Genomic DNA, 21,629 nt, shown 5'->3' on the forward strand with positions numbered 1-21,629 from the left:
TCCCGCGCGTGCGCCTGCACGTCCTGCGCGTCGGCCATTGCCGTCACCCCGAGTGCGTGGCGATCAGCGGCGGCGCGTGGAAGTTCGCGGAATTCCCGGCGCTGGTCGGCCTGATCCGCCATCCCGTCGCAGGCGCGATCCTGTTCGATACCGGCTACGCCGAGCACTTCCTGCGCGCGACATCGGGCTTCCCGGAACACCTGTATCGATGGGCCACGCCGGTGACGCTGCCGCCGGAAGAGTGCCTGCAGGCGCAGCTCGCCCGCCACGGCCTGGCCCTGCACGACATCGCGGCGGTCTTCGCATCGCATCTGCACGGCGACCACATCGCCGGTCTGCGCGATCTGCCGAACGCGGCGATCTGGTGTGGCGATGAGGCGCTGCACCACGTGCGCGACACCGGCCGGTTCCGGCTTCTGCGCCGCGGCTATCTGCCTGCGCTGCTGCCGGACGATTTCGCGCAACGGCACCGCAGCATCGAAGCGCATGCCAGCCGTGCCCTGCCCGGCCGCTGGTCGGCGCTCGGCGCCGGTTTCGATCTGATCGGCGACGGCAGTCTGTACGCGGTGCCGCTGCCGGGGCATGCACGCGGGCACTACGGTCTGTTGCTGCGCCACGAGGACGATCGCGAATGGCTCATGGTCGGCGACGCGGTCTGGTGGCGCGCCGAAATCAGCGAACCTCGCGCCCCCGCGTGGCCGACACGCCTGCTGGTCGACAGTCCGGGCGCGCATGTCGTCACCCGCCTGCGCCTGCATCGCATCTTCGACGCCGCGAGGCGCCATGGCGACGACGGCATCGCGATGCTGCCGTCGCACTGCGAAGCGAGCTATCGCGCATTGCCGTCCTCGATGCGCGATGACGCGCGCGCGGACATCGGCTCCGGATCGGCCGCATGAAGATCCTGCTCACCGGCGCATCGGGCTTCATCGGCGGGCGCTTCATGCAGCGCTTCCGCGACATGCCCGGGCTGGAGCTGCTGGGCGTCGGCCGTCGCGCCATGGCCGACGCCGATTACCGCGCGGTGGATCTGTCGCGGCCGTTCAACCTCGACTTCACGCCGGACGTGGTGATCCACGCCGCGGCGCTGTCGTCGCCGTTCGCGCCGCGCCGCGAATACCTGCGCCACAACGTCGATGCGACCCGCCACGTGATCGACTGGTGCCGGGCGCACGACCTCCCGAAACTGATCTACATCTCGTCGAGCTCGGTGCATTACCGGCCCTGCGATCAACTCGGCATCCGCGAGGACGATCCGATCGGCCCGGCCTTCGCGAACACCTACGCCGAGACCAAGGCCGCGGGCGAAACCCTCGTGCGCGACTATCCCGGCGCCTGGACCATCCTGCGTCCGCGCGCGGTGTTCGGTCCCGGCGACACGGTGCTGTTCCCGCGCCTGCTGGCGGCGGCGAAACGCGGCCGGCTGCCGCGGATCGTGCGCGATGGGCCGCCGGCGGTCGGCGACCTCATCAGCGTCGACGCGCTGGCCGACTACATGCTGCGCGCGGCGCAGCGGTCCGACGCGGTGGGCGCATTCAATCTCAGCCACGGCGAGCCGGTGCCGATGCAGGCGTTCATCGCCGACATCTTCCGCCGGCTGGATCTGCCGCCGCCGACGCGCACGGTGTCGTATCGCGTCGCGCGCGCCGCGGCGCATGCGGCCGAACTCGCCTGGACCGCGCTGCCGCTGCGCGGCGAACCGCCGGTGACGCGCTTCGGCATCGATGTACTCAGCTTCAGCAAGACCTTCGACATCGCGAAGGCGCGCGCGGTGCTCGGCCCACCGTCGCAGACGCTGGCCGAAGGCATCGAGACCTTCGTCGCGTGGCAGAAGGCGCAACCGGCATGAGCGTCGGCGTGAATCTCATCGCCCTCGCCGCATGCCTGTCCTGGCCGGTGCTGGAACTGTGGCGGCAGCTGGCCGCATGGCGTGCGCTGCGCGCGATGCCGCGTTCGACATCGCCCGCACATGCGGACGATGCGCAGCGATTCGCGCACGTCGATGCGCTGCAGCCGATCCGCAGCGGCGATCCGTCGCTGTCGGAGGCGCTGGGCGCGAGCCTGCGCACGCTCGGCGGCCGCGGCGCACGCCTGCACTGGCTGATCGACGAGGACGACACCGCCGCGGCGAGCGCCGTGCGCGCCGCGCTGCGCATGCAGCCCGCACTGGCCGCGCAGGTCGCGGTGAGCGTACATCCGCCCTGCCTGCAGGGCGTCAATCCGAAACTGTTCAAGCTCGATCGCGCGCTCGCGCAGTGCCGCGGCGATGTCGTGCTGGTGCTCGACGACGACGCGCGCCTGCCGGCGGCGACGCTGGAGGCGCTGACGACGGCGCTCGGCGATGGCGATGGTCCGCCGGTCATCACCACCGCATTGCCGATCTATCTGCCCGCACGCGGCGCGGGTGCGCGCCTGCTCGCCCGCTTCGTCAACGACAGCGCCGCGGTCACCTATCTGCCGCCGCGGCTCGGCGCGCGCACACCGACGATCAACGGCATGTGCTGGGCGATGCGTCGCGACGCGCTGCAGGCGATCGACGGTTTCGCCCCGCGGCTGCGGCACCTCACCGACGATCTGGCGATGGCGCGCGCGGTGCTGGCCGCGGGCGGATGCATCGAACAGCGCAGCGAACCGGTCTGGCTGCGCACAGACCTGCCGGATGTCGTCGCCTACGTGCGCCAGATGCATCGCTGGATGCTGTTCGCGCTGCTGCTGGTGCGCAGCGAACCGTGGCCGTCGCGGCTGCGGATCGCCTTCGGCCAGGGACTGCCGACCTGCGCGCCGTGGCTGTCGCTGCTGGCCTTCGCGCTGCTGCCGACGTGGCCCGGCGCGGTCGCGCTGTCGGCGGGGCTGCTGCTGCACGTCGTCGGCCGACGCGCGCTGCAGCGCGCCTGCGCCGGCGCCGCCGCCGCGATGCAGCCGCTGACCTCGCTGCTGGTCGCGCTTCTGCTGCCGCTGCATCTCGCGCAGGCGCTCGTCGACCGGCGCATCCGCTGGCGCGCGCATCGCTACCGGGTCCACGCGAACGACCGCTTCGAGGACATCGATCCAGCCGGGAAGATCGGATGAAGCCGCGGATCGCCTTCCTCACCGGCCAGAGCGATCCCGGCCGCTGCGCGCTGTCGCCGGCGCAGTGCGCGACGCTCGATGCACTGGCGCCGCACGCCGGAGACGTCGATCTGCTGCCGCACAATTTTCCGTGGGCCGCCGACACCGCGCCGTGGCGCGCGGTGCCGCTGCTTCGCGCCAGCGTCGCCAACGGTCGACAGTATCTCGCGGCGCACCGCGGCGATGTGCCGAGCCTGTCGACGCCCGAACGCGAAGCCGCGCGCGCGCATCTGCTCGCCGCGCCGCGCACGCTGCTGCTGGTCGGCAGTTGCGGGCTGGCGGTGCTCGACGCGCTGATCGCACCGTTCGATGCCACGCAGCGCGCGCGACTGCGGGCGGTGAGTTACGGCGGGGTCGCGCCACGCTGGCCGGCCGGCATTCACGGCAGCCAGCTGCGCGGCCGTCGCGACCGCATCGCCGCGTGGCTCGGTCCGGCCGACGGACCGCGCCCCATCGCGGTCGATCACGGGCACATGGATTATCTCGGCGGCAACGCGGTGGTCGAAGCCGCGCGCGCGCATCTCGCGTGGCTGCGGGGCGCGGCATGAACCGGCCGACATGAATCGCCCGAAGATCGATCTGCTGGCGCCGCCGTTCGCGGGACATCTGCATCCGATCCTCGCCATCGGTCGCGCGCTGCGCGAGATCGCCGACATCACCGTGATCTCCACCGACGCCGCGCAGGCGCGGATCCGCGCCGCCGGTCTGGCCGGCATCGCCGTGGTGCCCGGCGCCGACGCGGCGCTGCATGCGATCACCGATCCGCCGCATCCGGTCGGCGCGCATCCGCTGCGCCTGCACGCGCAGTTCCAGCGCAGTCTGGATCTTCTGGACGCCTTCGCCGCCGCGCTCGTTGCGCGCTACGCCGGACGACGCCCGGATCTGCTGATCGCCGACTTCACCCTGCCGGTAGCCGGCGCCGTGGCGCGCAGGCGCGGCATTCCGTGGTGGACCTCGCATCCGTCGCCGTGCGTGATCGAAGCGCGCGGGGGCCCGCCGGCGTATGTCGGCGGCTGGATGCCGGGCGTCGGCATATTCGGCCGCGCGCGCGACGCGGTCGCGGCGAGTGCGGTTCGCACATTCAAACGCAGCGTGCATCGCCTGCATCGGCAACGGCTGCGCGGGCTCGGCTTTCCATCGCTGTATCGCGACGACGGCAGCGAAGCGGCGTATTCGGACGAATGCATCCTGGGGCTTGGATTGCGCGCGCTCGAATTCGAACGCGACTGGCCGCAGGCGCTGCGTTTCGTCGGCCCGATGCTGTGGAGCCCGCCCGGCATCGGCGCGCCGCCGCCGGACGACGACGCGCCGCAGGTGCTGGCGACGCTGGGCACGCATCTGGGCTTCGCCAAGGATCCGCTGGCCGCGACGCTGGACGGCATCGCGCGCACGATGCCGCAACTGCGATTGCATTTCAGCGATGGCCGCCTGGATGACGCGGCGGACACCGCCCACGCCGCGCTGCGGCGCCATGCGTGGATCGATTATCCGACGTGGATCCCGCGGATGCGCGCGGTGCTGCATCACGGCGGCGCCGGGGTGATGTGGGAATGCCTGCGCGCCGGCGTGCCGGCGCTGGTGTTGCCGAAGGATTACGACCAGTTCGATCACGCCGCGCGGCTGGACGCGGCCGGCGTGGCGCTGCGGCTGCGCGACGCCCGCGACATCGCACCTGCGCTGCGACGCGTGCTCGATGGCGAGCATGGCCTGCATCCAGATCGCTTCGTCGACGCGCTGCGCCCCGGCGAGGCCGAGGCGCAGGTGGTGTCGTTGGTGCGCGCGCGACTCGGCGTGTGATCGCCCATGCTTCGTTCGCACTGCGCGGAGACGATGCGGATCAGGCGCGCTGCATCACCGCCGCGCCGCCGTTGCTCTTCGGCATGTACTTGCGCTTGAGCCACGCGGCGACAACGAACGACAGCGACAGCGGCAGGAACCACGCGATCAGGTGATACCACGACGGCGGATCGATGCCGACCGCGCGGATGATCCGGTCCAGGCCGATCGCCAGGAACGCGATGTGGGTGGCGACGCCGCAGCCGATCATCGCGCTGAAGTGTTCCTGCAGCCACCAGCGCGGCGTGTCCATCGGCCGTGCGCGACGCATCAGCATCTGCACGCCGGTGATCGTGCCGACCGCGCTGAAGCCCATCAGCAGCGGCTGCGACATCTGCAGGCCGATCGCGAACACGATCGCGGAGGCCAGCAGATTGAGCGCGGCGACGACGACATAGGCGCGATCGCGGAACGCCGGCTGATCGCGCTTGCGCTTCACCGCGCGCCAGCCCAGCCACATCCCGCTCGCGGTGATGACCACCAGATAGACCAGGAACGTCGCGATGCCCGGCTTGCCCTTGCCGGCGATGATCGCGGCCATCGGCAGGGCGGTGAGGACGATGCCGATCATCGACAGCAGGTAGGTCCTGCCCACGCGCAGATGCAGCGGCGAGCCCTTTTTCGCGAACGCCGCGACCCAGAACGTGATCAGGGCGACGAGGCCGCAGAGGCCGTGAACGAGCAGCAACGACTGATAGGCGGTTTCCATGGCGAGACTCCGGAAAGGATGGGCACAGTCTCCGGATCGCCCGCCTCTCGGCCCACATGCCCGAGGTCACCCGCGAGGGGTGAGAAAAGTCACCTCCCACAGCGCGCACCTTCCCCGCGCGTCGCGCCGCTGCCATGCTGTCGGCCATGAACGATCCCGTCACCGCGTCGGACACCACCGCCCTGGACGGCCACGTGCCGAGTCTGCTGCAGCCGCATCACGGCAGTTGCGCGCAGCGCCTGTTCACGCCGCTGAACATCGCCGCCTACGTGACCTGGCTGGCGGTGTGCCTGGCGGTGATCGATTTCGCCGAACTGCGCGCGGGCGATCCGCGCGAATGGCTCGGTGTCACCGCACTGCTCGCCTTCCTCGCGCTGTTCGTCGCCTGCGCCGCCCGCGCCGTGTCCGCCGGCATGCAGCGCGTGCCGTGGCTGGTCGCCGCCGAAGGGCTGCTGGTGCTGCTCGCGGAATGGTCGCTGCGCGGGGGGCAGACCGCGGTGCTGTTGATCATCGTCGCCGGCCAGATGGTGCTGCTGTGGCCGATGCGGGCCTTCGTCGCCTACATGCTCGCGCTCAACGTGGCGATCGGCGCGATGTGGTTCGAACGTGCGGGCTCGCTGCCGCCGGTGCTGCTGTCGCTGTTGCCGGTGCTCGGCTTCCAGGCCTTCGCCGCGCTGACCGGCCACTACGCCGGCAGCCGCGAACTCGCCCGCGAGCATCTGGCGCGGGTCAATGCCGAACTGCTGGCGACGCGACGGTTGCTGGAAGAATCCGCGCGCTCCGGCGAACGCCTCAAACTCTCGCGCGAACTGCACGATGTCGCCGGGCATTCGCTGACCGCGCTGAAATTGAATCTCGCCCGGCTGGCGCGCGACCCGGCGCTCGCCGAACGCGAGGAGGTCCGCATGTCGGCGACGCTGGCGGACGAACTGCTCGGCCAGATCCGCCAGGTGGTGTCGACGCTGCGCGCGCACGACGGGCTCGATCTGCGCGCGGCGCTGGAAGCGCTGGCGCATCCGGTGGCGGGCACGCGGATCGAGGTCGATGTCGAAGACGGCCTGCGCGTCGACGATCTCGATCAGGCCGAAGCGCTGCTGCGCTGCGCGCAGGAGGCGATCACCAATGCCCTGCGCCACGGCCGTGCGAGCCGCATCGTCGTGCGCCTGGATCGCAACCGCGGCGTGCTGGAACTCGCGGTGGCGAACGACGGCATCGCGCCGGCGAAGATCGACGCCGGCAACGGCCTCACCGGCATGCGCGAGCGCATCGCCGCGCTCGGCGGCACGCTCGAGCTGGTGCCGACGCCGCCGCGCGGCCTGCGCGTGCTCGCCCGCCTGCCGGAGCGCACGGCATGAGCGCGCGCGCGGTGCGCATCGCGCTGTGCGACGACCAGGCGCTGGTGCTGCGCGGGCTGTCGAGCCTGCTCGCCGATCTCGGCGTCGAGATCGCGCTGGAATGCAGCGACGCCGAGCGCCTGCTCGCGGCCCTGCCGCAGCGCCCGGTCGATCTGATCGTCAGCGACATCCGCATGCCCGGTCTCGGCGGCATCGGCCTGATCCGCACCCTGCGCGAACGCGGCGACGCCACGCCGGTGATCCTGCTCACCACCTTCGACGACCCCGGGCTGATGATGCAGGCGGTGGACGCCGGCGCGCAGGGCTTCCTGCTCAAGGACGCGTCGCCCGAAGACCTGAAGGCCGCGATCCAGCGCGTGGCCGCGGGCGAAACCCTGCTGCAGCCGGTGAGCCTGGGGCCGGTGCGCGCGGCGTGGACCGGCGAGGCCGTCGTCGACAGCGCGGTGCGCCTGACCGAACGCGAGCGTTCGATCCTGCGCCTGGTGGCCGGCGGCTACTCGAACAAGGAGATCGGCCGCAGCCTGCATCTGTCCGAAGGCACGGTGAAGAACTACGTCTCCGAACTGCTGGTGAAACTGGACTGTCGCGACCGCACGCATGCGGTGCTGAAGGCGATCACGCAACGGTTGTTGTGAGCGGCAGGCCGCCTATTCCCGCTGCTGCATGCAGGCCATGAAGCGCCCGTCGGTGCCCGCATCCATGTGCCGGATGTAGACGCCGAGCGCCATGCCCTGGAAGAACGGCGACTGGATCTCTTCCTCCGTGCGTTTCGCGGCGAGCGCATCGACTTCGGCGTTCGCCTTGTCCACGGCGACCGCGGTGACCGCCTCGCATCCGGCGACATCCAGCGCCAGACAGCCGCGATACTCGGGACGCGCGCACTGGGCGATGGCGGCGGCCTTGTCGATGCCTTCGCGCTTTTCGCCGGGCGCGGGAGCATCCGGCTCAGGCTCGCTCCCGACCTCGCTCGCGGGATCACTTCCGGCCGTCGCGGCGACCGGCGGCGTGGCCGCGGACGGTGCCGTTGGCACCTGCGCCCGGACCGCAGCGGCCCACAGCGCGACGAACAACAGCGACAAAGTCCTGAGCACGTTCACGACCGCTCCAGCGTCGTCATCGGAAGAGCGCGCATGGTAACCCGCCCATCGCACTCGCCCATCAGCATCGTCATTCCGCTACGCTGATACCGCCGGCTGCCGGCGCACGCAAAGGACCTGCGACATGACCCGTCTGCTTCCCCGTTCCCTGCTGATCTGCGCGCTGTCGCTGTCGACCGTCGCGCAGGCCGCCGATGCGCCGACGGCCGCATCGTCCACCGCCTCGCGCTGGGCCTGGGTCGGCGCGGAGGGCGGCACCTACTGGTACGTCCCGACCGCCTATCTCCCGGCCTATCGATGGAACACCGACGACCCGGCCGCCGCCACCGAGGTGAGCGACCAGACGGTCTGGCACATCGAACGTTTCGAAAACGGCTATTTTTTCGGCCCGGCCGTGGCCCAGCTCGATGACGGATCGGCGATGTGCCAGTACATGATCGGTTCGATCACGCCGGCCGGCCGCGTGTACATCGCTTTCAATTCGCAGCCCGCGCGCGGGCGGCCGAGCATCACCAGCGGCACCGGCGAGATGAGCGAAACGCCCGACGGCTGGGCGTTCGCGATGCAGATGGCGACCGGCAGCGACACCCGGCAGGTCGCGCACTGGGCCTACATGACGCAATGCCGCGAAGGCCAGGCCTGCTGGAACGCGCTGCCGGGCACGGGCACGTCGATCGAAGCCATGCTGGCGCAGTGTGACGACGATTGAAGGCCGCGCATCGTCGCGATCAGTCGCGCTCGCCGGCATCGGCGAGCGAAGCCAGCACCGACTGGATGAAGGGCGCCTTCGCCGCGGTGTAGGCCGACTTGTCGTCGGCATGCGCCGCCGCGAGCTGGAGCTTCAGCTGCTGATAGCGCGCGCGCAGCCCGGCATCCGCGCGCAGCGCATCGCGGAACGCGCGGTGCTCGCGCCACAACCGTGAGCCCCGCTCGACCGCATGCACGTGGATGCGCAGCGACGACACCGACGGCTTCACGAAATACCGCCGCATCGGCAACTCGCGCTCGTACTTGCGGATGTAGTCGTAACCGCAGGCACCGAGCGCGGCGATCCTCGACTCGACGTCGGCGAGCGCGCGCACGCCCACCAGCACATCGACGACCGGTTTCGCCGCGAGGCCGGGCACCGAGGTGCTGCCGATATGCTCGATCGTCGCCTCGACCGGGACGAGCGCGGACGACAACTCGTCGCGGACGGTATCGAACACGACCGGCCATCGGGTGGAATACGGATCGACAACGACCTGCGACATCCGGACGAGCCTGCGGGTTGGAGAACGAGCGGCGGACGACACAGCATGACCGCTTCGAGGGATCGCGGTCCAGCGACCGAGCGGCGGGCTAAGGCTTCGAACGCTCGCGCTCCCGGCGCTCCGCCTGCCGCACCATGACCAGCAGCGGCAACTGCACGAGCATCGACAAGCCCAGATGCCAGAACCATTCCCATCGTTGTTCTGAAGTCCCGAATCCCAGTCCGAACGCGAACACGAGCACGATCAGCGCGAACGCGTTCATGCCGATCAGAAATCCGCTCAGGGCTTTCAGGAAGACGATCGAGGGACGGGATGCCATGTCACCGCTCCGGTTGGGCTGCGCAGAGAGGATCGCAACCCGTCCCCATGCGCGCATGTGTCGTCAGCCATCGTCACATTCCGGCGCCGCGCGCGTCGGCCACGCATCGCCTGGCGACGCAGCGATCCGCGTGCGGAGGGCGGCATGCGCATCGATACGCGCAGTCTCAATCCGCGATACATCGTCGGGCGATCATGGCGGTCGGCGATTCGACGGCTCAAGAATGGGCCGCACGCGGTCCGATCGACCACATCCCGAATCGCCGCATGCCACGCGACGACGTCGTGGCCGCCTCCAGGCGGCCCATGCGACGCGCGCGATGCGCTTCTCCACTTCAGAACGCAAAGGACGACCATGACAACGACGTACCCTGTCCGCCACACCGCTTCGCGTCGCACCGCTCCCCATCGCACCCATTCCCGCCTCACGGTTTCCCGGCGACTGCTCGCCACCGCCACCCTCACCGCCTGCTTCGCCGCCTCGGGCCTCGCCAGCGCCGCGGGCTGGACCGCGGGTCCCGCCATGACCAATGCCCGCGGCGGCGCCGGCTCGGTGTCGCTGGCCGACGGCCGGGTCATGCTGGTGGGCGGCAGCGATGCGAAGCGCTCGGCCTTCGCCTTCTACACCGCCGATCTCTACAACCCCGCCACCAACACGTGGACCCAGAGCAGCTACAGCATCGCCCCGCATTATCTGCCCGGTGTCGCGCTGCTGCAGAACGGCAAGGTGCTGATCGCGGGCGGTCTGGGCAGTTCCGGCATCCAGAGCACCGCCGAAATCTACAACCCCGCCACCAACGCGTGGACGATCGCCTCTCCGCTGAACCAGAACCGCTACGCGCACACGCTCGTCGCCCTGCAGAACGGCGACGTGCTGGCGATCGGCGGCGCGGTGACCAGCGGCACGCCGCAGACGACGGTCGAGCGTTACAACCCGACGACCAACACCTGGACCCTGGTCGCGCCGATGGCGACGCCGCGCCGCGATCACACCGCGACGCTGCTGAGCAACGGCAAGGTGCTGGTCGCCGGCGGCGAAGGTCTCAACTGGATCAAGCTCTCCAGCGCCGAACTCTACGATCCGGCCACCAACACCTGGAGCCCCGCCGGCAACCTCGCCTCCGTCCGCACCTGGCATACCGCGACCGCGCTGGCCAACGGCGATCTGCTGGTGGTCGGCGGTGCCGGCAACAACGGCGCGATCACCGGCACGGAACGCTACAGCGCCGCGACCAATACCTGGAGCAGCGCCGGCGCGCTGTCGGCGGCGCGGCAACAGCATGTCGCCATCACCATGCCCAGCGGCAAAGTGCTGATCGCCGGCGGTTGGCCCGCCACCACCACCGCGGCCCAGCTCTACGATCCGGCGACCAACACCTGGTCCAGCGCAGGCAATCTGACCCAGGGCCGCTACCTGCTCGGCGCCGGTCTCGCCGGCAACGGCAAGGCCGTGCTCGCCGGCGGCAGCACCTCGACCAACGTCAAGCTGTCCAGCAGCGAGCTTTACACCGAGTAAGCCGCGACGCGGCGCATGCGACGCGACGTGCAGGACATCGTCCTGCACGTCGTCGTGTCCGGCGTCCGGGATTCGGGATTCGGGATTCGGCACTTCGCGTCGGAACATCGCATCGACGCGCGCACGTTGAAGACGCCACGGGATCGCGCCTCGCAATGGCGGGCCAGCGGATTGATCGTGCGGGCGATCGCGAGAGGAACCGGCCGAAGGATCCGCTGCCGACATCAATTTCGATCCGCGAACGAAAACGGGCACCGCAAGCGGTGCCCGTGGCCCATGGGAAGGCCGGAGAACGACTTACTGCGGGCAGAACTGCTGCACTTCGTAGTACTGCAGCTCGGAGGCCACCACGGGCCAGCCGAGACCCAGCACCACGCCTTTGGCGTCGACGTAGGAGGCGATGATGCCCACGCTGCGGAACTCGCCGACGGACACCGTGCCGTAGAGGCTCTTGGCGCCGGTCTGCGCGTTGTACGCGTTGACGGCGGTCGGGAAGCGCGAGTTGGACGGCGAGTTGCTGACGAGGTCGCTGAGCGAACGCACGTCGAGATCGAAAACGAACTGGATGTTGTTGGCCGAGTAGACGATGACCGCGTTCGGGTAGAACGTCGGCTTGGTGCTCCGATAGTGATTGATCACGCGCTGCTTGCATAGCACGGTGTCGGGCATGGCGGTCATGGCATTGAGACGCCCGAGCGACTGCCAGCCGGCGGCGGAAGCGGAACCGGAGAACAGCAACGCCGCGAGCGCGGCGAGGCACATGCGCTTCATGAAAGGTCCTTTTCTGATGGGGGATCACCGCAGCGGCGACGGCGTCGCCGTGCGAAGCACAGTGTAGGAAACGAGCGTCTCAGCGATGGAGACCCGTGCGCCCCCTCGGATCGCGAAGGCATTCGGATGTCGCGACCGGAAGCGCGGCGCCCCTCGGGCGCTGCGCTGCCTCTACGGTGTCGTCAGTTGCTTCAGACGATCGAGCACCGTGCGCAGTTCCTGCAGGACCGCCTGCTGCCGCGCGATCTCCCGATCGTGGTGCGCCTGCGCCGCGGCGATGTCGGCGCTGCAATGCGGGCACGTCCGCTCGTGCGGCCAGACGTACTGCGAGCAGTTGCGGCACAGATGCATCCGCGGCAACGGTTCGCCTGCATGGCGCACCGGCTGGAACGGCTCCGGCCTGGGGGTGGCGGGCACGACGTCGCGGCCCGGAATGGCCTCTTCGATCAACTCGAACAGTCCGGTGGCGAAGGGCTTGTTCGGCGCCGGCGCGACCTTGCGTACGGTTTCGCGAACGCCGCGCTTTTCAAGCTCCAGCGCGCGGTAATGGCAGTACGGGTTGTTGCCCGGCTTTCCGAACAGGGAATCGGAAGTCCAGGTGCACCCGCCGCGGCAGACATCGGCGTAGTAGCACGTGCGGCAGAAGCCCCACAGCGAATCGATGTCGCGCAACCGGCCGAAGTGCAGTTCCGGCGAATGATTCCAGAGGTCGGCCACGCTTTCCAGGCGCACGTTGCCGCCGCCATAGGTTTCGGTGGCGAGCGACGGACAGCCCTTGATCGTGCCGTCGGCTTCCAGTCCGATCACGTTCTGGCCCGCCGCACAGCCGGTCCAGTGCAGTTTTTCGTCGCCGAATCCGCGCCACAGGTGTTCGTAGGGCCCGAAGTAGCCGAGATTGTTGCCGAAGGTCAGCAGGAATTCGCGGGACAGCCCTTCGGTGTACAGGCGCGAAAGCAGGGGCATCAGCTCCAGGATGCGATGGGGCTGCAGCAGCAGATGATCGTTCTCGACGGCATTGCCCATCGCCACCGTGATCTGCAGCTGCCAGTGGCTGGCGCCAGCCTGGATCAGCCGGTTGAACAGCGGTTCGAGATGATCGATCGTCTCGGCGCCGATCTGGGTATTGCAGCTCGCGCCGAGCCCGATCTCCTTCGCGTATTCGATCGCATGGAGGCCTTCCTGCCACGAGCCCTTCACGCCGCGCAGGCGATCGTGCAGATCTTCCATGCCGTCGAGCGACACGCCGATGCCGAACAAGCCGGCCTGTTTGCCGTCCTCCAGCCGCTTGCGGGTCAGCGCGCGCGCGCCGGTCTGCATGCCGCAGCGGATGCCATGGCCGGCGATGCGTTCGACGAGCTGCAGCCAATCCCTGCGCAGATACGCCTCGCCGCCGATCAGCGTGATCTCGCGCGTGCCGAGCGCCGCCAGCTGATCGATCACCGAGAACGCTTCCTCGGTGCTCAATTCGTTGCTGCGCCGTTTTCCGGCGCGGGACCCGCAATGCTGGCATTTCAGATTGCAGGACAGCGTGATTTCCCAGACGACATGCACCGGGACATGTCGGTTCAGATCGCTCAGACTGCGCGCGCGCGCCGGTTGCGGTGCTGCATGCTGCTCCATCTCGACTCTCCCTTTCGACTGCTGCGCATTCCCGTGCACGAAGGAGCGACGGGCCGCGAACGGCCGGTCGCCCGAGCGATCATGACTTGCCGATGACGACGTGCCGATGACGGCGTGCTGATGACAGCGTCCCGATCGGGACGTCCCCGTCAGGACTTGCCGGCGTTCAACTGGGCGAGCAGACCTTCCGCGACCCGGGTCAGCCGCTCCACTTCGGCCTGATCGCCGCGATCCTTCGCCTGCTGGATGGCGAGCCCGTACGGCGTCACCGACACCGCGCCGCTTTCCGGGTTGGAGATCATCTGCGAATAAGCGGCGATTTCGCTCTTGATGCGCGCGAGTTCCGTCTGGTCCCCGCGCGCCAGCGCATCCTGGATCGTCACCGCATACAGGGGCCGGGGGACGGCGCCCTGGGCCGCCAGCGCTTTCTCCACTTCCGGCAACAGGCGCGCGATCTCCGCCGCATCGGCGAGGTGCTGGACCGCAGCGTCGCGGACCTGCTGCAGGTCGGCGAATACACCGCTCTTGATCGCTTCCTGCATCGCGACCCCATACAACACATGCGAGCTAGACATTGGCAATCTCCGTAGTTGATGAACAAAAACGAGTTGACCAGTTCCTTGTCTGGAGACGGATTTCCGCAATCCGATCGGAGGCAGCGAACGCCGGGCCATGTTGGAAAGGGGAACTGCATTGGAATGCGGGACGGACGCGCCCCTCGCATCGACGAACGCGCGAGGCATCGACGACATACCCGTTAGAAACCTGCGCCAGATCCTTGGGCTGGAGACGGATTTTGGGGCGATTGTGTTCAAGCGTCCCCGCTCGCAATCTAGGGCGCGCCGTTCATGTTTGTCAATGCGACGCACGACCGCGGCCGACACCGTCGTCACGCGCGGAGATGCACGAATTCAAGGGAATTTTCGCACCTGCCCGCGATCATGATCGACTCGATCAATCGAGTCCCGCATCTCGATCACAACGATTGGCGCAATGATCGAAGCGGGCGCATGCGGCACCCGCGACCGCCCTCTTCGCGACGACGAGACGCTCTCGAACGCTCGCCTCGATCATTCGTCGACAGAAGACCCGGGGCAGGCCGGAACCTGCCCCGCGCCGGCTATTTCTTGAACCGGCAGGCCTGATTGTCCGCACGCAGCGTCGGCTCGAACGCGAGACCGATGCGGGTGTCGTCCGGTGCCTTGCGATACACGATCGAGGAGCAATAGCGGCCCTCGATCTCGAAGTCCTGCTGGTACTGATGATCGACGCTGGGGACGAGGCTGGCGCTGGCGGAGCAGTAGTAGTTCATGTAGCCGTCGCTGCTGGCGAAGTTCGCGCCGACGACGATGCGTTCGCCGGCCGGGATCATCACCTTGCCCTCGGGATTGCGCGTGAGCAGCTGCGGCTCGGTGTTCGCGCAGATCCAGGGCGTGACGCCCTTCGGCACTTCGATCACCGTGGCGGGCGCGCCCGCAGGCAGTTTGTAGACGCTCATGCAGCCCGCGGTCGACAGCGCGACGAGGCCGAGCGCGAACAGGGAAAACGAACGTCGCATCACTTGTTCTCCTTGCCGTCGTTGCCGGGTTTGACCTCGGCGGCGTAGCGTTCGAGGATCTCGGCCGCGGACAACGCATCGCGTTCGCCCGCGGGCACGATCCAGATGTAGGCATGCGTGGTCGGCTTGCCCCAGACGCTGTTCACCTTGCGCTCGCTGCTGCGCACGTCGCCGACGGCGTCGTGCAGCGATGTGTACAACACGAAGTGCGTGCCGCCTTCGCGCTGGGTGACCTCCGCGCTGCGGTACATCAGGTAAACGCCGACCTTTTCCGGCTTGATGTAGCCGTTGCCGGAAAAGCCGACCTTGATCGTGCTGCCGGGCCCCTTTTCATCCCAGTAGCCGCCGGTCCAGCCGAGAAGAGGATTGGTGGCGCTGTGATATCCGGTCGCGCAGCCGGACAGCGAAACGGCCAGCAGCGCGGCCGCGAGCATTCGCGATGTCATCTTCAATTTCCCCCTGTACGCTTCGACTCGCGGCGATCCGGCACGCGCGATCGGAACCTGATGCATGCACACCGCGATCCCGCGGGCGGGGCGATTATTGCCAACGGCCGCGCAGCGGGCAAGTGACCGGGCGTGCCGGAGACGCAGGGCTCAGGGACCGAACGTCACATCCGACGCCGGCACGACCAGCACGCCGATGAACCCCATGCCCTGGGCGAGATACTTGCCGGGCGCGAGCGCGCGCACGATCACGCGCTCCTCGCTGCGGAGCACATGCTCGTACTTCACCATCCCGGCGAAACGCGGCGACAGCGCTTCGATCTTCGCGTGCTGTTTCGAGAATCCCGTGAGCTGGCCGGCGATATCGGCCGTCATCGCATCGAGCGCGTTCGCGTAGGCGCTCTGCAGTCCCCATTCGAGATTGCGCAGCGGGTCGCCGGAAAGGCCCTGGGTCGCGTCGGCGAGCGGCACGCGTCCCTGCATCAGCGCGCTGTAGCGGCCGCGCCATTCGCCGATCGACACGTCGACGATCGCCCAGAAGATCAGACGCTCGTTGGCGTCGCGGGTGACGAACAGGCTGGGCGTCAGTTCGGCGTCGACCGTGGCGCCTGCGACCGCGGGTCGCGCCGCCAGCGCGCGCCCCAGCAGATCGTCCGGCGTGAAAGGAAACTTGCCGCGCAGCGCGGCTGACTCGCGCTCGTTGGCGTTCTGGATCGCCTTCGCGTTCGCGGCCGCGCCCAGCGGACCGAGCAGCAGGCCGGTCGCCAGACCACCGCCGCCGAAATCCTGGCGGTAGCTGATGCGACGCGCGTCGTCCAGATACAGCGTGTTGGTGGCGACGAGCAGACCGCGCTTGGGCTTCGCATCCGCAGGGGCCGCGTCCGGCGGCACCGGCGCCGCCACCTTGAACGTCAGCCCTTCGGCGATCGCCGGCGTCGGCGGCATCGCATAGTCGATCTTGCGGGCGACGGCGTGCCCCGTCGCGAAGCTCGCCGCCAGCAGGACGAGCAGACAGAGGGTATTGCGCATGGTCCGATCCCGTGAATTCGAATGCCGCGGATTTTGGCATATCGGAACAGTCCGCCGGCACGGCGCTTCACGTCGCAGCGATACAACCGCTTGCGGTCGAGAGAACCCCGTCCTGACGTTTCCGCGCGCGACGGTCCGCGTAGGGTGGCGGTGAGCGCAGCGAACCCCACCATCGCGACGGATCAGACCCCGACAACATCAAGCGACACCGGCGCTTCATGGGTGGGCATCGCTGCGCTCACCCCATCCTACAAGTCCACCTTACGCGCTATTTTTCCCCGCTAATGGGTCAGCTTGTCGCCTTTGATTTCGGCACGCCTGCCTGGTTGTCCGCTTCGGCATCGGCGGGCCCAGGGCCCGCCCTACGAAAAGCATTTTCTTGCCCGGCTGTAGGGCGGGCTCAAGCCCGCCTTACGAGTTGCGTCGGCACCTCGGGGCGCATCAGCTGAAGGAGTCATACGTTCAGGCGTGTTCAACAGAATATCTACTCTGCCCCCTGTTTTTCCCCGGGCATAAATTGATGAATCGCCCCTTCCAGCTTCGACGGAGACTCGGCCGAGATCGCCCATGGCGCATCCAGTCGCTCGGGCGGATCCGCCGGTTCTATCACAATCTTCATGATCTCGCAGCGCGCACCGTCTTCGGTCAACCCCGCATGCAACTTCTGCGAATCCTCCAAGGAAACCATCTTCGGCAGATCAACGGGGAGCGATGCGAGGCGGGACTTGATCTCGCCAACATCCCATCCGAATGCGCCACGCAAACGTTTCATGACCTTCACTGGCCCGGGGTCCAGCCCGCCCAGACGAAGGAAAAACTCGTGGCGGCCATGATTGATCGGCCCCAGAGGCTCGAATGAAGATCTTGCGTTCAAACGACCGCACAAAGCGCAGCGGAGAAACGGCAACGTTCTGCAGGGCGGGATGGAATCCCTATCGCTCCAGGCGAGCATGAGGCAGGGCATCGAGGAGGCGATGACGGAATCCCGATTGAGCCCTTCGCATTCCGGGCAGCGCAGGATGATGTCAACAACAGATGTCATATCGGTACTCCGGCACACACCACGAACAGCTCCGTAGCCCGGGTAAGCGCAAAGCGCGCACCCGGGAGAAACCATCGCATTCCTCACCGAAGCTCCCAGGTGCGGCCTACGGCCTTACCCGGGCTACTTGCTACTTGCTGAGGTATCCCACGTCGCTCGCGCACCTGCGATCGGCGGGTCTTGACCCGCCTTACGGGTTCGGCACGCCTGCCTGGTTGTCCGCTTCGGCATCGGCGGGCCCAGGGCCCGCCCTACGAAAAGCATTTTCTTGCCCGGCTGCAGGGCGGGCTCAAGCCCGCCTTACGAGTTCGCGCACCTGCGATCGGCGGGTCAAGACCCGCCTTACAAGAGCGATGCCCCGTAGGGCGGGTCTTGACCCGCCTTACGGGTTACAAGAACGATGCACCATAGGGCGTGTCTTGACCCGCCTTACGGGCTTAATTTATTGACTTATGAGCACCATCACCAGGATTCCCTCTCGGCGAAAGAAGGTAGCCGGCAGCATTATCCATCGGCGAATAGCTTACAGAACCAAGCACACCAAAATACGCCAGCGGACATTCCCGAGGGAAGAGGTGTTCCTCGTGGACGAAAATCTTGATGTCGGACGACTCCCCTGCTGAGAAGGACACCCCCGGAATCATGATTTGAGGAAAAGAAATGCCGTTTCGGATCGAAACAACAGCCTTCCTCTGCCCTAATCCATCAATAGAAACCATTAATTCGCTGGTTTCACACAAAGAAAAAAGCTCATAGCATTTTTCAGAAAAATCAAATTCATCCAAGAGCATTTCCACCATAATTGCCGCATTTCTAAGCCAAACCGTGCTGTAACAAAAAACTACAGTCACGCCAGCCGCCCGACGAAAACTCAACCTAAGCACTGTCTCCCTGACGCCACCAGCACTCAAATAATTGGCCTGACCAGCCATGTGAGCCAATGCCTCGCCAAGAGATACAACAGTATTAGAGCTCATATATTTTTTGAGCCTTACGCTCATAAAAACGGACTCTACCAGATCGCAAGTAATTCCCCGGAAAAGATAATAATCCGTGGCATAGCCAAGAACCGTTTTTGGACGTAAGCAATCAATCACAACGCTCTTGCCGTAAAATAAATTAGATAATTCACTAGGCAGCCCGAGTCGCTCAACAAGAAAGAAGATCATCTGGTCAGTAAGCTGACAGTTTCCCAAACTTTTCCCTGAAAACAACGCATCGATCACCAAGTACTCCATGATCGACCTGTGCGCAAACTTGTATCTGCCGTCACTGGTCCGATTTAACAATGAGCGTGAAGTCAAATGACTAAGGTCAAGATCAAAATTCCATGACCTTGCTAGCCGATCAATTTCTTCAGGCGATGCGGACTCCAGCCCCCTTTCTGCTCGACCCACATGGTAATCAACAGCAAGTGCTCTCGAGAATAATCGCAGCACTTCCGGAGAAACCCACCAGCTCTCTCGGCGCAACCATGCATCAACCATCGCCGCATAGACACCGACTGAATTCAATAATTTATCTTCCGCCCCAATTATTTCAGATATATGGGCAAGAAGCATCGGTCTAACAGAAAGCGCCGGAACCTTCTTCACTACGGCGTATGCTCTTGCTCGGCTCCCCCACCTCATCCACCCCGGGTATCGCTTATTTATATATTCCTTTACTTGATTGTCATCGAATGGGGACAAATAAATCCTCTGAAATCTATAAGTTTTACTCTCACCGGCAGAAACAGGCGCGAGCTTAAACAAGCCCGTCCCTTCTGGAATTTCGTCATCTTTTGTAAAGAACTGAGTGCGGCACGAGATCACAACACTGCGAAAAGAACTGGTTATGCTCAAAATCTCTTCCATTCTCTCGCGCAGCCTGCCATAGGCGGCTGCATCTTCATCCAAAGCATCAAGAAAGATGTCGACGAATGGACGCTCCTCAAGCGGAATTCTACTGATCAGATAATCACAATCTGGCTGCGAAAGAGAAATCAGTCTGATCGAACAATTTGAGAAATACCCACTCTTGTAATTGAGATAATTTATGAAAAAAGATGTTTTACCCATCCCAGAATCCGCAAGCAAAAGCAGATGCTTTTCTTTTGAATCCCGATATTTAAGAAACCTGTCAAGCAATTGAAACAATGGCTCCCTCACCTTTGAAAGCGCGTAGAGAGGCTCGTCTTCAATTGAAGGGTCGACATTCGAACACATTGGACGGACGTAGTACTTAACAGCCCGAACGATGACACCCGAATCAAAGGACCCCTGTGCCAACCGCTTTTCCAACACTCTGGCACGAAAAAAAGCTCTCAAATTCAAATAAATTCGCTTTGGGAGCCCAAAAAAAATCGCCATAAAAATAACGAGCAGGAGCCCACCAAAGAATTCCACAAACAACCCAGACAGCTGTTCATCAACAAGCGCCATAAATTGCTTCATACCCCCCCCACAGGAATAAACCTGAAGCAGCCACACCACTCCTCAACTCACCACAATGTCGCCCTCACAAAAACAGCTCGCAGCTTAGGTCATCGACCCAACTCAGTACCGCACGAAACAGTTGGGTCAACGACCCAACCTACAACTCAATGCCCCCCATCCAACGCCTTCAACTCGCTGACCAACTGATTCGCCATATCCGCCCCATCGCCATACAACATCCGCGTATTGTCGGCGTAGAACAGCGCATTCTCGATCCCCGCAAACCCCGTGCCCTTGCCGCGCTTGATGACGATGGTGTTCTTCGAATTCACCACGTCTAGGATCGGCATGCCGTAGATCGGTGAGTTGGGGTCGGTCTTGGCGACGGGGTTGACCACGTCGTTCGCGCCGATCACCAGCGAGACGTCGGTGTTCGCGAATTCGGGGTTGATGTCGTCCATATCCACGATCAGGTCGTAGGGCACGCCGGCTTCGGCGAGCAGCACGTTCATATGGCCGGGCATGCGGCCGGCGACGGGGTGGATCGCGAACTTCACCTTTACGCCGCGTTCGATCAGGCGCTGGCTGAGTTCCCAGATCTTGTGCTGCGCCTGGGCGACCGCGAGGCCGTAGCCCGGCACGATCACCACGCGTTCGGCGAAGGCCATCATCGCGGCCACGTCGCTGGCGTCGATGGGCTTCTGGCTGCCTTCGATGGCCGCCGCTTCACCTGTCGCCCCGAAGTTGGAGAACAGCACCGAGTTGATCGAGCGGTTCATCGCCTTGGCCATGAGCTTGGTCAGCAGCATGCCCGCGGCGCCGACCATCATGCCGGCGATGATCAGGGCCTCGTTGCCCAGCACGTAGCCTTCGAACGCGACCGCGAGGCCGGTGAAGGCGTTGTAGAGCGAGATCACCACCGGCATGTCGGCGCCGCCGATGGGCAGGGTCATCAGCACGCCAAGCGCCAGCGCGGCGACGAAGAACGCGATGATGTACGGCACCTGCAGGGTGGTGAGGGCGAGCACGCCCAGCACGACCGCGGCGATGGCGACCAGGGCGTTGAAGATCTGCTGGCCCGGGAAGGTGTAGCGCTTGTCCATGCGGCCGTCGAGCTTGGCCCAGGCGATGACGGAGCCGGTGAGCGAGACCGCGCCGATCAGCGCGCCGACCACCGCAAGACCGAGGGTCACCATGTTCGGCGCCTTGCCTTCGGCCGAGAAGCGCAGCAGTTCCACCGCGCCGATGGCCGCGGCCGAGCCGCCGCCCATGCCGTTGAACAGGGCGACCATCTGCGGCATGTCGGTGATGGCGACCTTCTTGCCCCAGACCCAGTTGACGACGAGACCCAGCGCGATGGCCAGGGCGATCAGCGGGATGTTGTGCAGGCCGGGAAGAAAGAAGGTGGCGGCGGTGGCCAGCACCATGCCCACGCCGGCCCACTGGATGCCGCTGCGCGCGGTCTTCGGCGAGGCCATGCGCTGCAGGCCGAGCAGAAACAGGGTGGCGGCGACGAAATAGCTGATCTTGACCAGCAGCGACAGCAGTTCGGGC

The 21,629-nt window shown here is 66.0% G+C and carries 21 protein-coding genes and 1 pseudogene; 9 read left to right on the forward strand and 13 right to left on the reverse strand.

All coding sequences use genetic code 11. The features are described 5' to 3' along the window. Positions 1-8 precede the first annotated feature (8 nt). Genes ABD974_RS15835 through ABD974_RS15855 form a run of 5 tightly spaced genes read left to right on the forward strand, consistent with a single transcriptional unit; the run spans position 9 to position 4,905 of the window. Positions 9-899 (forward strand): MBL fold metallo-hydrolase, encoded by an 891-nt coding sequence (locus tag ABD974_RS15835; RefSeq protein ID WP_345304303.1) that lies wholly within the window; start codon positions 9-11, stop codon positions 897-899. Then, on the forward strand, positions 896-1,849 hold the full coding sequence (locus tag ABD974_RS15840) for an NAD-dependent epimerase/dehydratase family protein (protein WP_345304304.1): 954 nt from the start codon (positions 896-898) through the stop codon (positions 1,847-1,849). Before ABD974_RS15835 ends, ABD974_RS15840 begins: the two co-directional genes overlap by 4 nt. Continuing rightward, positions 1,825-3,069, forward strand: a complete 1,245-nt coding sequence (locus ABD974_RS15845) for a glycosyltransferase (protein WP_345304305.1) — start codon at positions 1,825-1,827, stop codon at positions 3,067-3,069. The genes ABD974_RS15840 and ABD974_RS15845 overlap by 25 nt, the downstream gene beginning before the upstream one ends. Continuing rightward, positions 3,066-3,656, forward strand: coding sequence for a hypothetical protein (locus ABD974_RS15850; protein WP_345304306.1), 591 nt, complete (start codon positions 3,066-3,068; stop codon positions 3,654-3,656). The genes ABD974_RS15845 and ABD974_RS15850 overlap by 4 nt, the downstream gene beginning before the upstream one ends. A 10-nt stretch (positions 3,657-3,666) precedes the next feature. Next, positions 3,667-4,905, forward strand: a complete 1,239-nt coding sequence (locus ABD974_RS15855; protein ID WP_345304307.1) for a glycosyltransferase — start codon at positions 3,667-3,669, stop codon at positions 4,903-4,905. A 40-nt stretch (positions 4,906-4,945) separates the two neighbouring features. On the opposite strand, the gene ABD974_RS15860 is transcribed toward ABD974_RS15855, so the two are convergent. Beyond that, positions 4,946-5,653, reverse strand: a complete 708-nt coding sequence (locus ABD974_RS15860) for a hypothetical protein (RefSeq protein WP_345304308.1) — start codon at positions 5,651-5,653, stop codon at positions 4,946-4,948. 146 nt (positions 5,654-5,799) lie between these two features. Here ABD974_RS15860 and ABD974_RS15865 point away from each other — a divergent pair, with 146 nt between their 5' ends. Then, a complete protein-coding gene (locus tag ABD974_RS15865; protein ID WP_345304309.1) occupies positions 5,800-7,008 on the forward strand; it encodes a sensor histidine kinase in 1,209 nt (402 codons plus the stop codon). After that, positions 7,005-7,643 carry a response regulator gene (locus ABD974_RS15870; protein ID WP_345304310.1) on the forward strand — a complete coding sequence of 213 codons (639 nt, stop codon included), beginning with the start codon at positions 7,005-7,007 and terminating at the stop codon, positions 7,641-7,643. Before ABD974_RS15865 ends, ABD974_RS15870 begins: the two co-directional genes overlap by 4 nt. A gap of 12 nt (positions 7,644-7,655) precedes the next feature. On the opposite strand, the gene ABD974_RS15875 is transcribed toward ABD974_RS15870, so the two are convergent. Further along, the gene (locus ABD974_RS15875) at positions 7,656-8,105 is read right to left on the reverse strand and encodes a hypothetical protein (RefSeq protein WP_345304311.1); all 450 of its coding nucleotides are present in this window, start codon (positions 8,103-8,105) and stop codon (positions 7,656-7,658) included. A gap of 124 nt (positions 8,106-8,229) precedes the next feature. Here ABD974_RS15875 and ABD974_RS15880 point away from each other — a divergent pair, with 124 nt between their 5' ends. After that, complete coding sequence (locus ABD974_RS15880; RefSeq protein WP_345304312.1) at positions 8,230-8,814, forward strand: hypothetical protein; 585 nt, start codon at positions 8,230-8,232, stop codon at positions 8,812-8,814. A 19-nt stretch (positions 8,815-8,833) separates the two neighbouring features. On the opposite strand, the gene ABD974_RS15885 is transcribed toward ABD974_RS15880, so the two are convergent. Beyond that, positions 8,834-9,358: a GrpB family protein gene (locus tag ABD974_RS15885; RefSeq protein WP_345304313.1), complete on the reverse strand. Its 525-nt coding sequence runs from the start codon at positions 9,356-9,358 to the stop codon at positions 8,834-8,836. Positions 9,359-9,446: 88 nt separating this feature from the next. Beyond that, on the reverse strand, positions 9,447-9,677 hold the full coding sequence (locus ABD974_RS15890; RefSeq protein WP_345304314.1) for a hypothetical protein: 231 nt from the start codon (positions 9,675-9,677) through the stop codon (positions 9,447-9,449). A gap of 354 nt (positions 9,678-10,031) precedes the next feature. On the opposite strand from ABD974_RS15890, the gene ABD974_RS15895 reads away from it, so the two are divergent. Continuing rightward, positions 10,032-11,192: a Kelch repeat-containing protein gene (locus ABD974_RS15895; RefSeq protein ID WP_345304315.1), complete on the forward strand. Its 1,161-nt coding sequence runs from the start codon at positions 10,032-10,034 to the stop codon at positions 11,190-11,192. Between the two features lie 297 nt (positions 11,193-11,489). Here ABD974_RS15895 and ABD974_RS15900 read toward each other — a convergent pair whose 3' ends face one another. The 9 genes and pseudogenes from ABD974_RS15900 to ABD974_RS15940 all read right to left on the reverse strand — a co-directional run. Then, positions 11,490-11,963 (reverse strand): hypothetical protein, encoded by a 474-nt coding sequence (locus ABD974_RS15900; RefSeq protein WP_345304316.1) that lies wholly within the window; start codon positions 11,961-11,963, stop codon positions 11,490-11,492. Positions 11,964-12,134: 171 nt separating this feature from the next. Then, a complete protein-coding gene (locus ABD974_RS15905) occupies positions 12,135-13,583 on the reverse strand; it encodes a GDL motif peptide-associated radical SAM/SPASM maturase (protein ID WP_345304317.1) in 1,449 nt (482 codons plus the stop codon). 149 nt (positions 13,584-13,732) lie between these two features. Beyond that, positions 13,733-14,158, reverse strand: coding sequence for a DUF1843 domain-containing protein (locus ABD974_RS15910; protein ID WP_345304318.1), 426 nt, complete (start codon positions 14,156-14,158; stop codon positions 13,733-13,735). Positions 14,159-14,703: 545 nt separating this feature from the next. Next, positions 14,704-15,141: a hypothetical protein gene (locus ABD974_RS15915; protein ID WP_345304319.1), complete on the reverse strand. Its 438-nt coding sequence runs from the start codon at positions 15,139-15,141 to the stop codon at positions 14,704-14,706. Further along, positions 15,141-15,587, reverse strand: coding sequence for a CC0125/CC1285 family lipoprotein (locus ABD974_RS15920; RefSeq protein WP_345304320.1), 447 nt, complete (start codon positions 15,585-15,587; stop codon positions 15,141-15,143). The genes ABD974_RS15915 and ABD974_RS15920 overlap by 1 nt, the downstream gene beginning before the upstream one ends. A 150-nt stretch (positions 15,588-15,737) precedes the next feature. Further along, positions 15,738-16,616, reverse strand: a complete 879-nt coding sequence (locus tag ABD974_RS15925; RefSeq protein WP_345304321.1) for a hypothetical protein — start codon at positions 16,614-16,616, stop codon at positions 15,738-15,740. 484 nt (positions 16,617-17,100) lie between these two features. Continuing rightward, a complete protein-coding gene (locus tag ABD974_RS15930) occupies positions 17,101-17,658 on the reverse strand; it encodes a hypothetical protein (RefSeq protein WP_345304322.1) in 558 nt (185 codons plus the stop codon). Between the two features lie 437 nt (positions 17,659-18,095). After that, positions 18,096-20,081 carry an NACHT domain-containing protein gene (locus tag ABD974_RS15935; RefSeq protein WP_345304323.1) on the reverse strand — a complete coding sequence of 662 codons (1,986 nt, stop codon included), beginning with the start codon at positions 20,079-20,081 and terminating at the stop codon, positions 18,096-18,098. 158 nt (positions 20,082-20,239) lie between these two features. After that, positions 20,240-21,625 (reverse strand): annotated as a pseudogene (locus ABD974_RS15940) (NAD(P)(+) transhydrogenase (Re/Si-specific) subunit beta); the annotation flags it as partial. Between the last annotated feature and the right edge of the window lie 4 nt (positions 21,626-21,629).

This window comes from Lysobacter hankyongensis (genome assembly GCF_039543145.1).
In the GTDB taxonomy this organism is placed as follows: Bacteria; Pseudomonadota; Gammaproteobacteria; order Xanthomonadales; family Xanthomonadaceae; genus Lysobacter_I; species Lysobacter_I hankyongensis.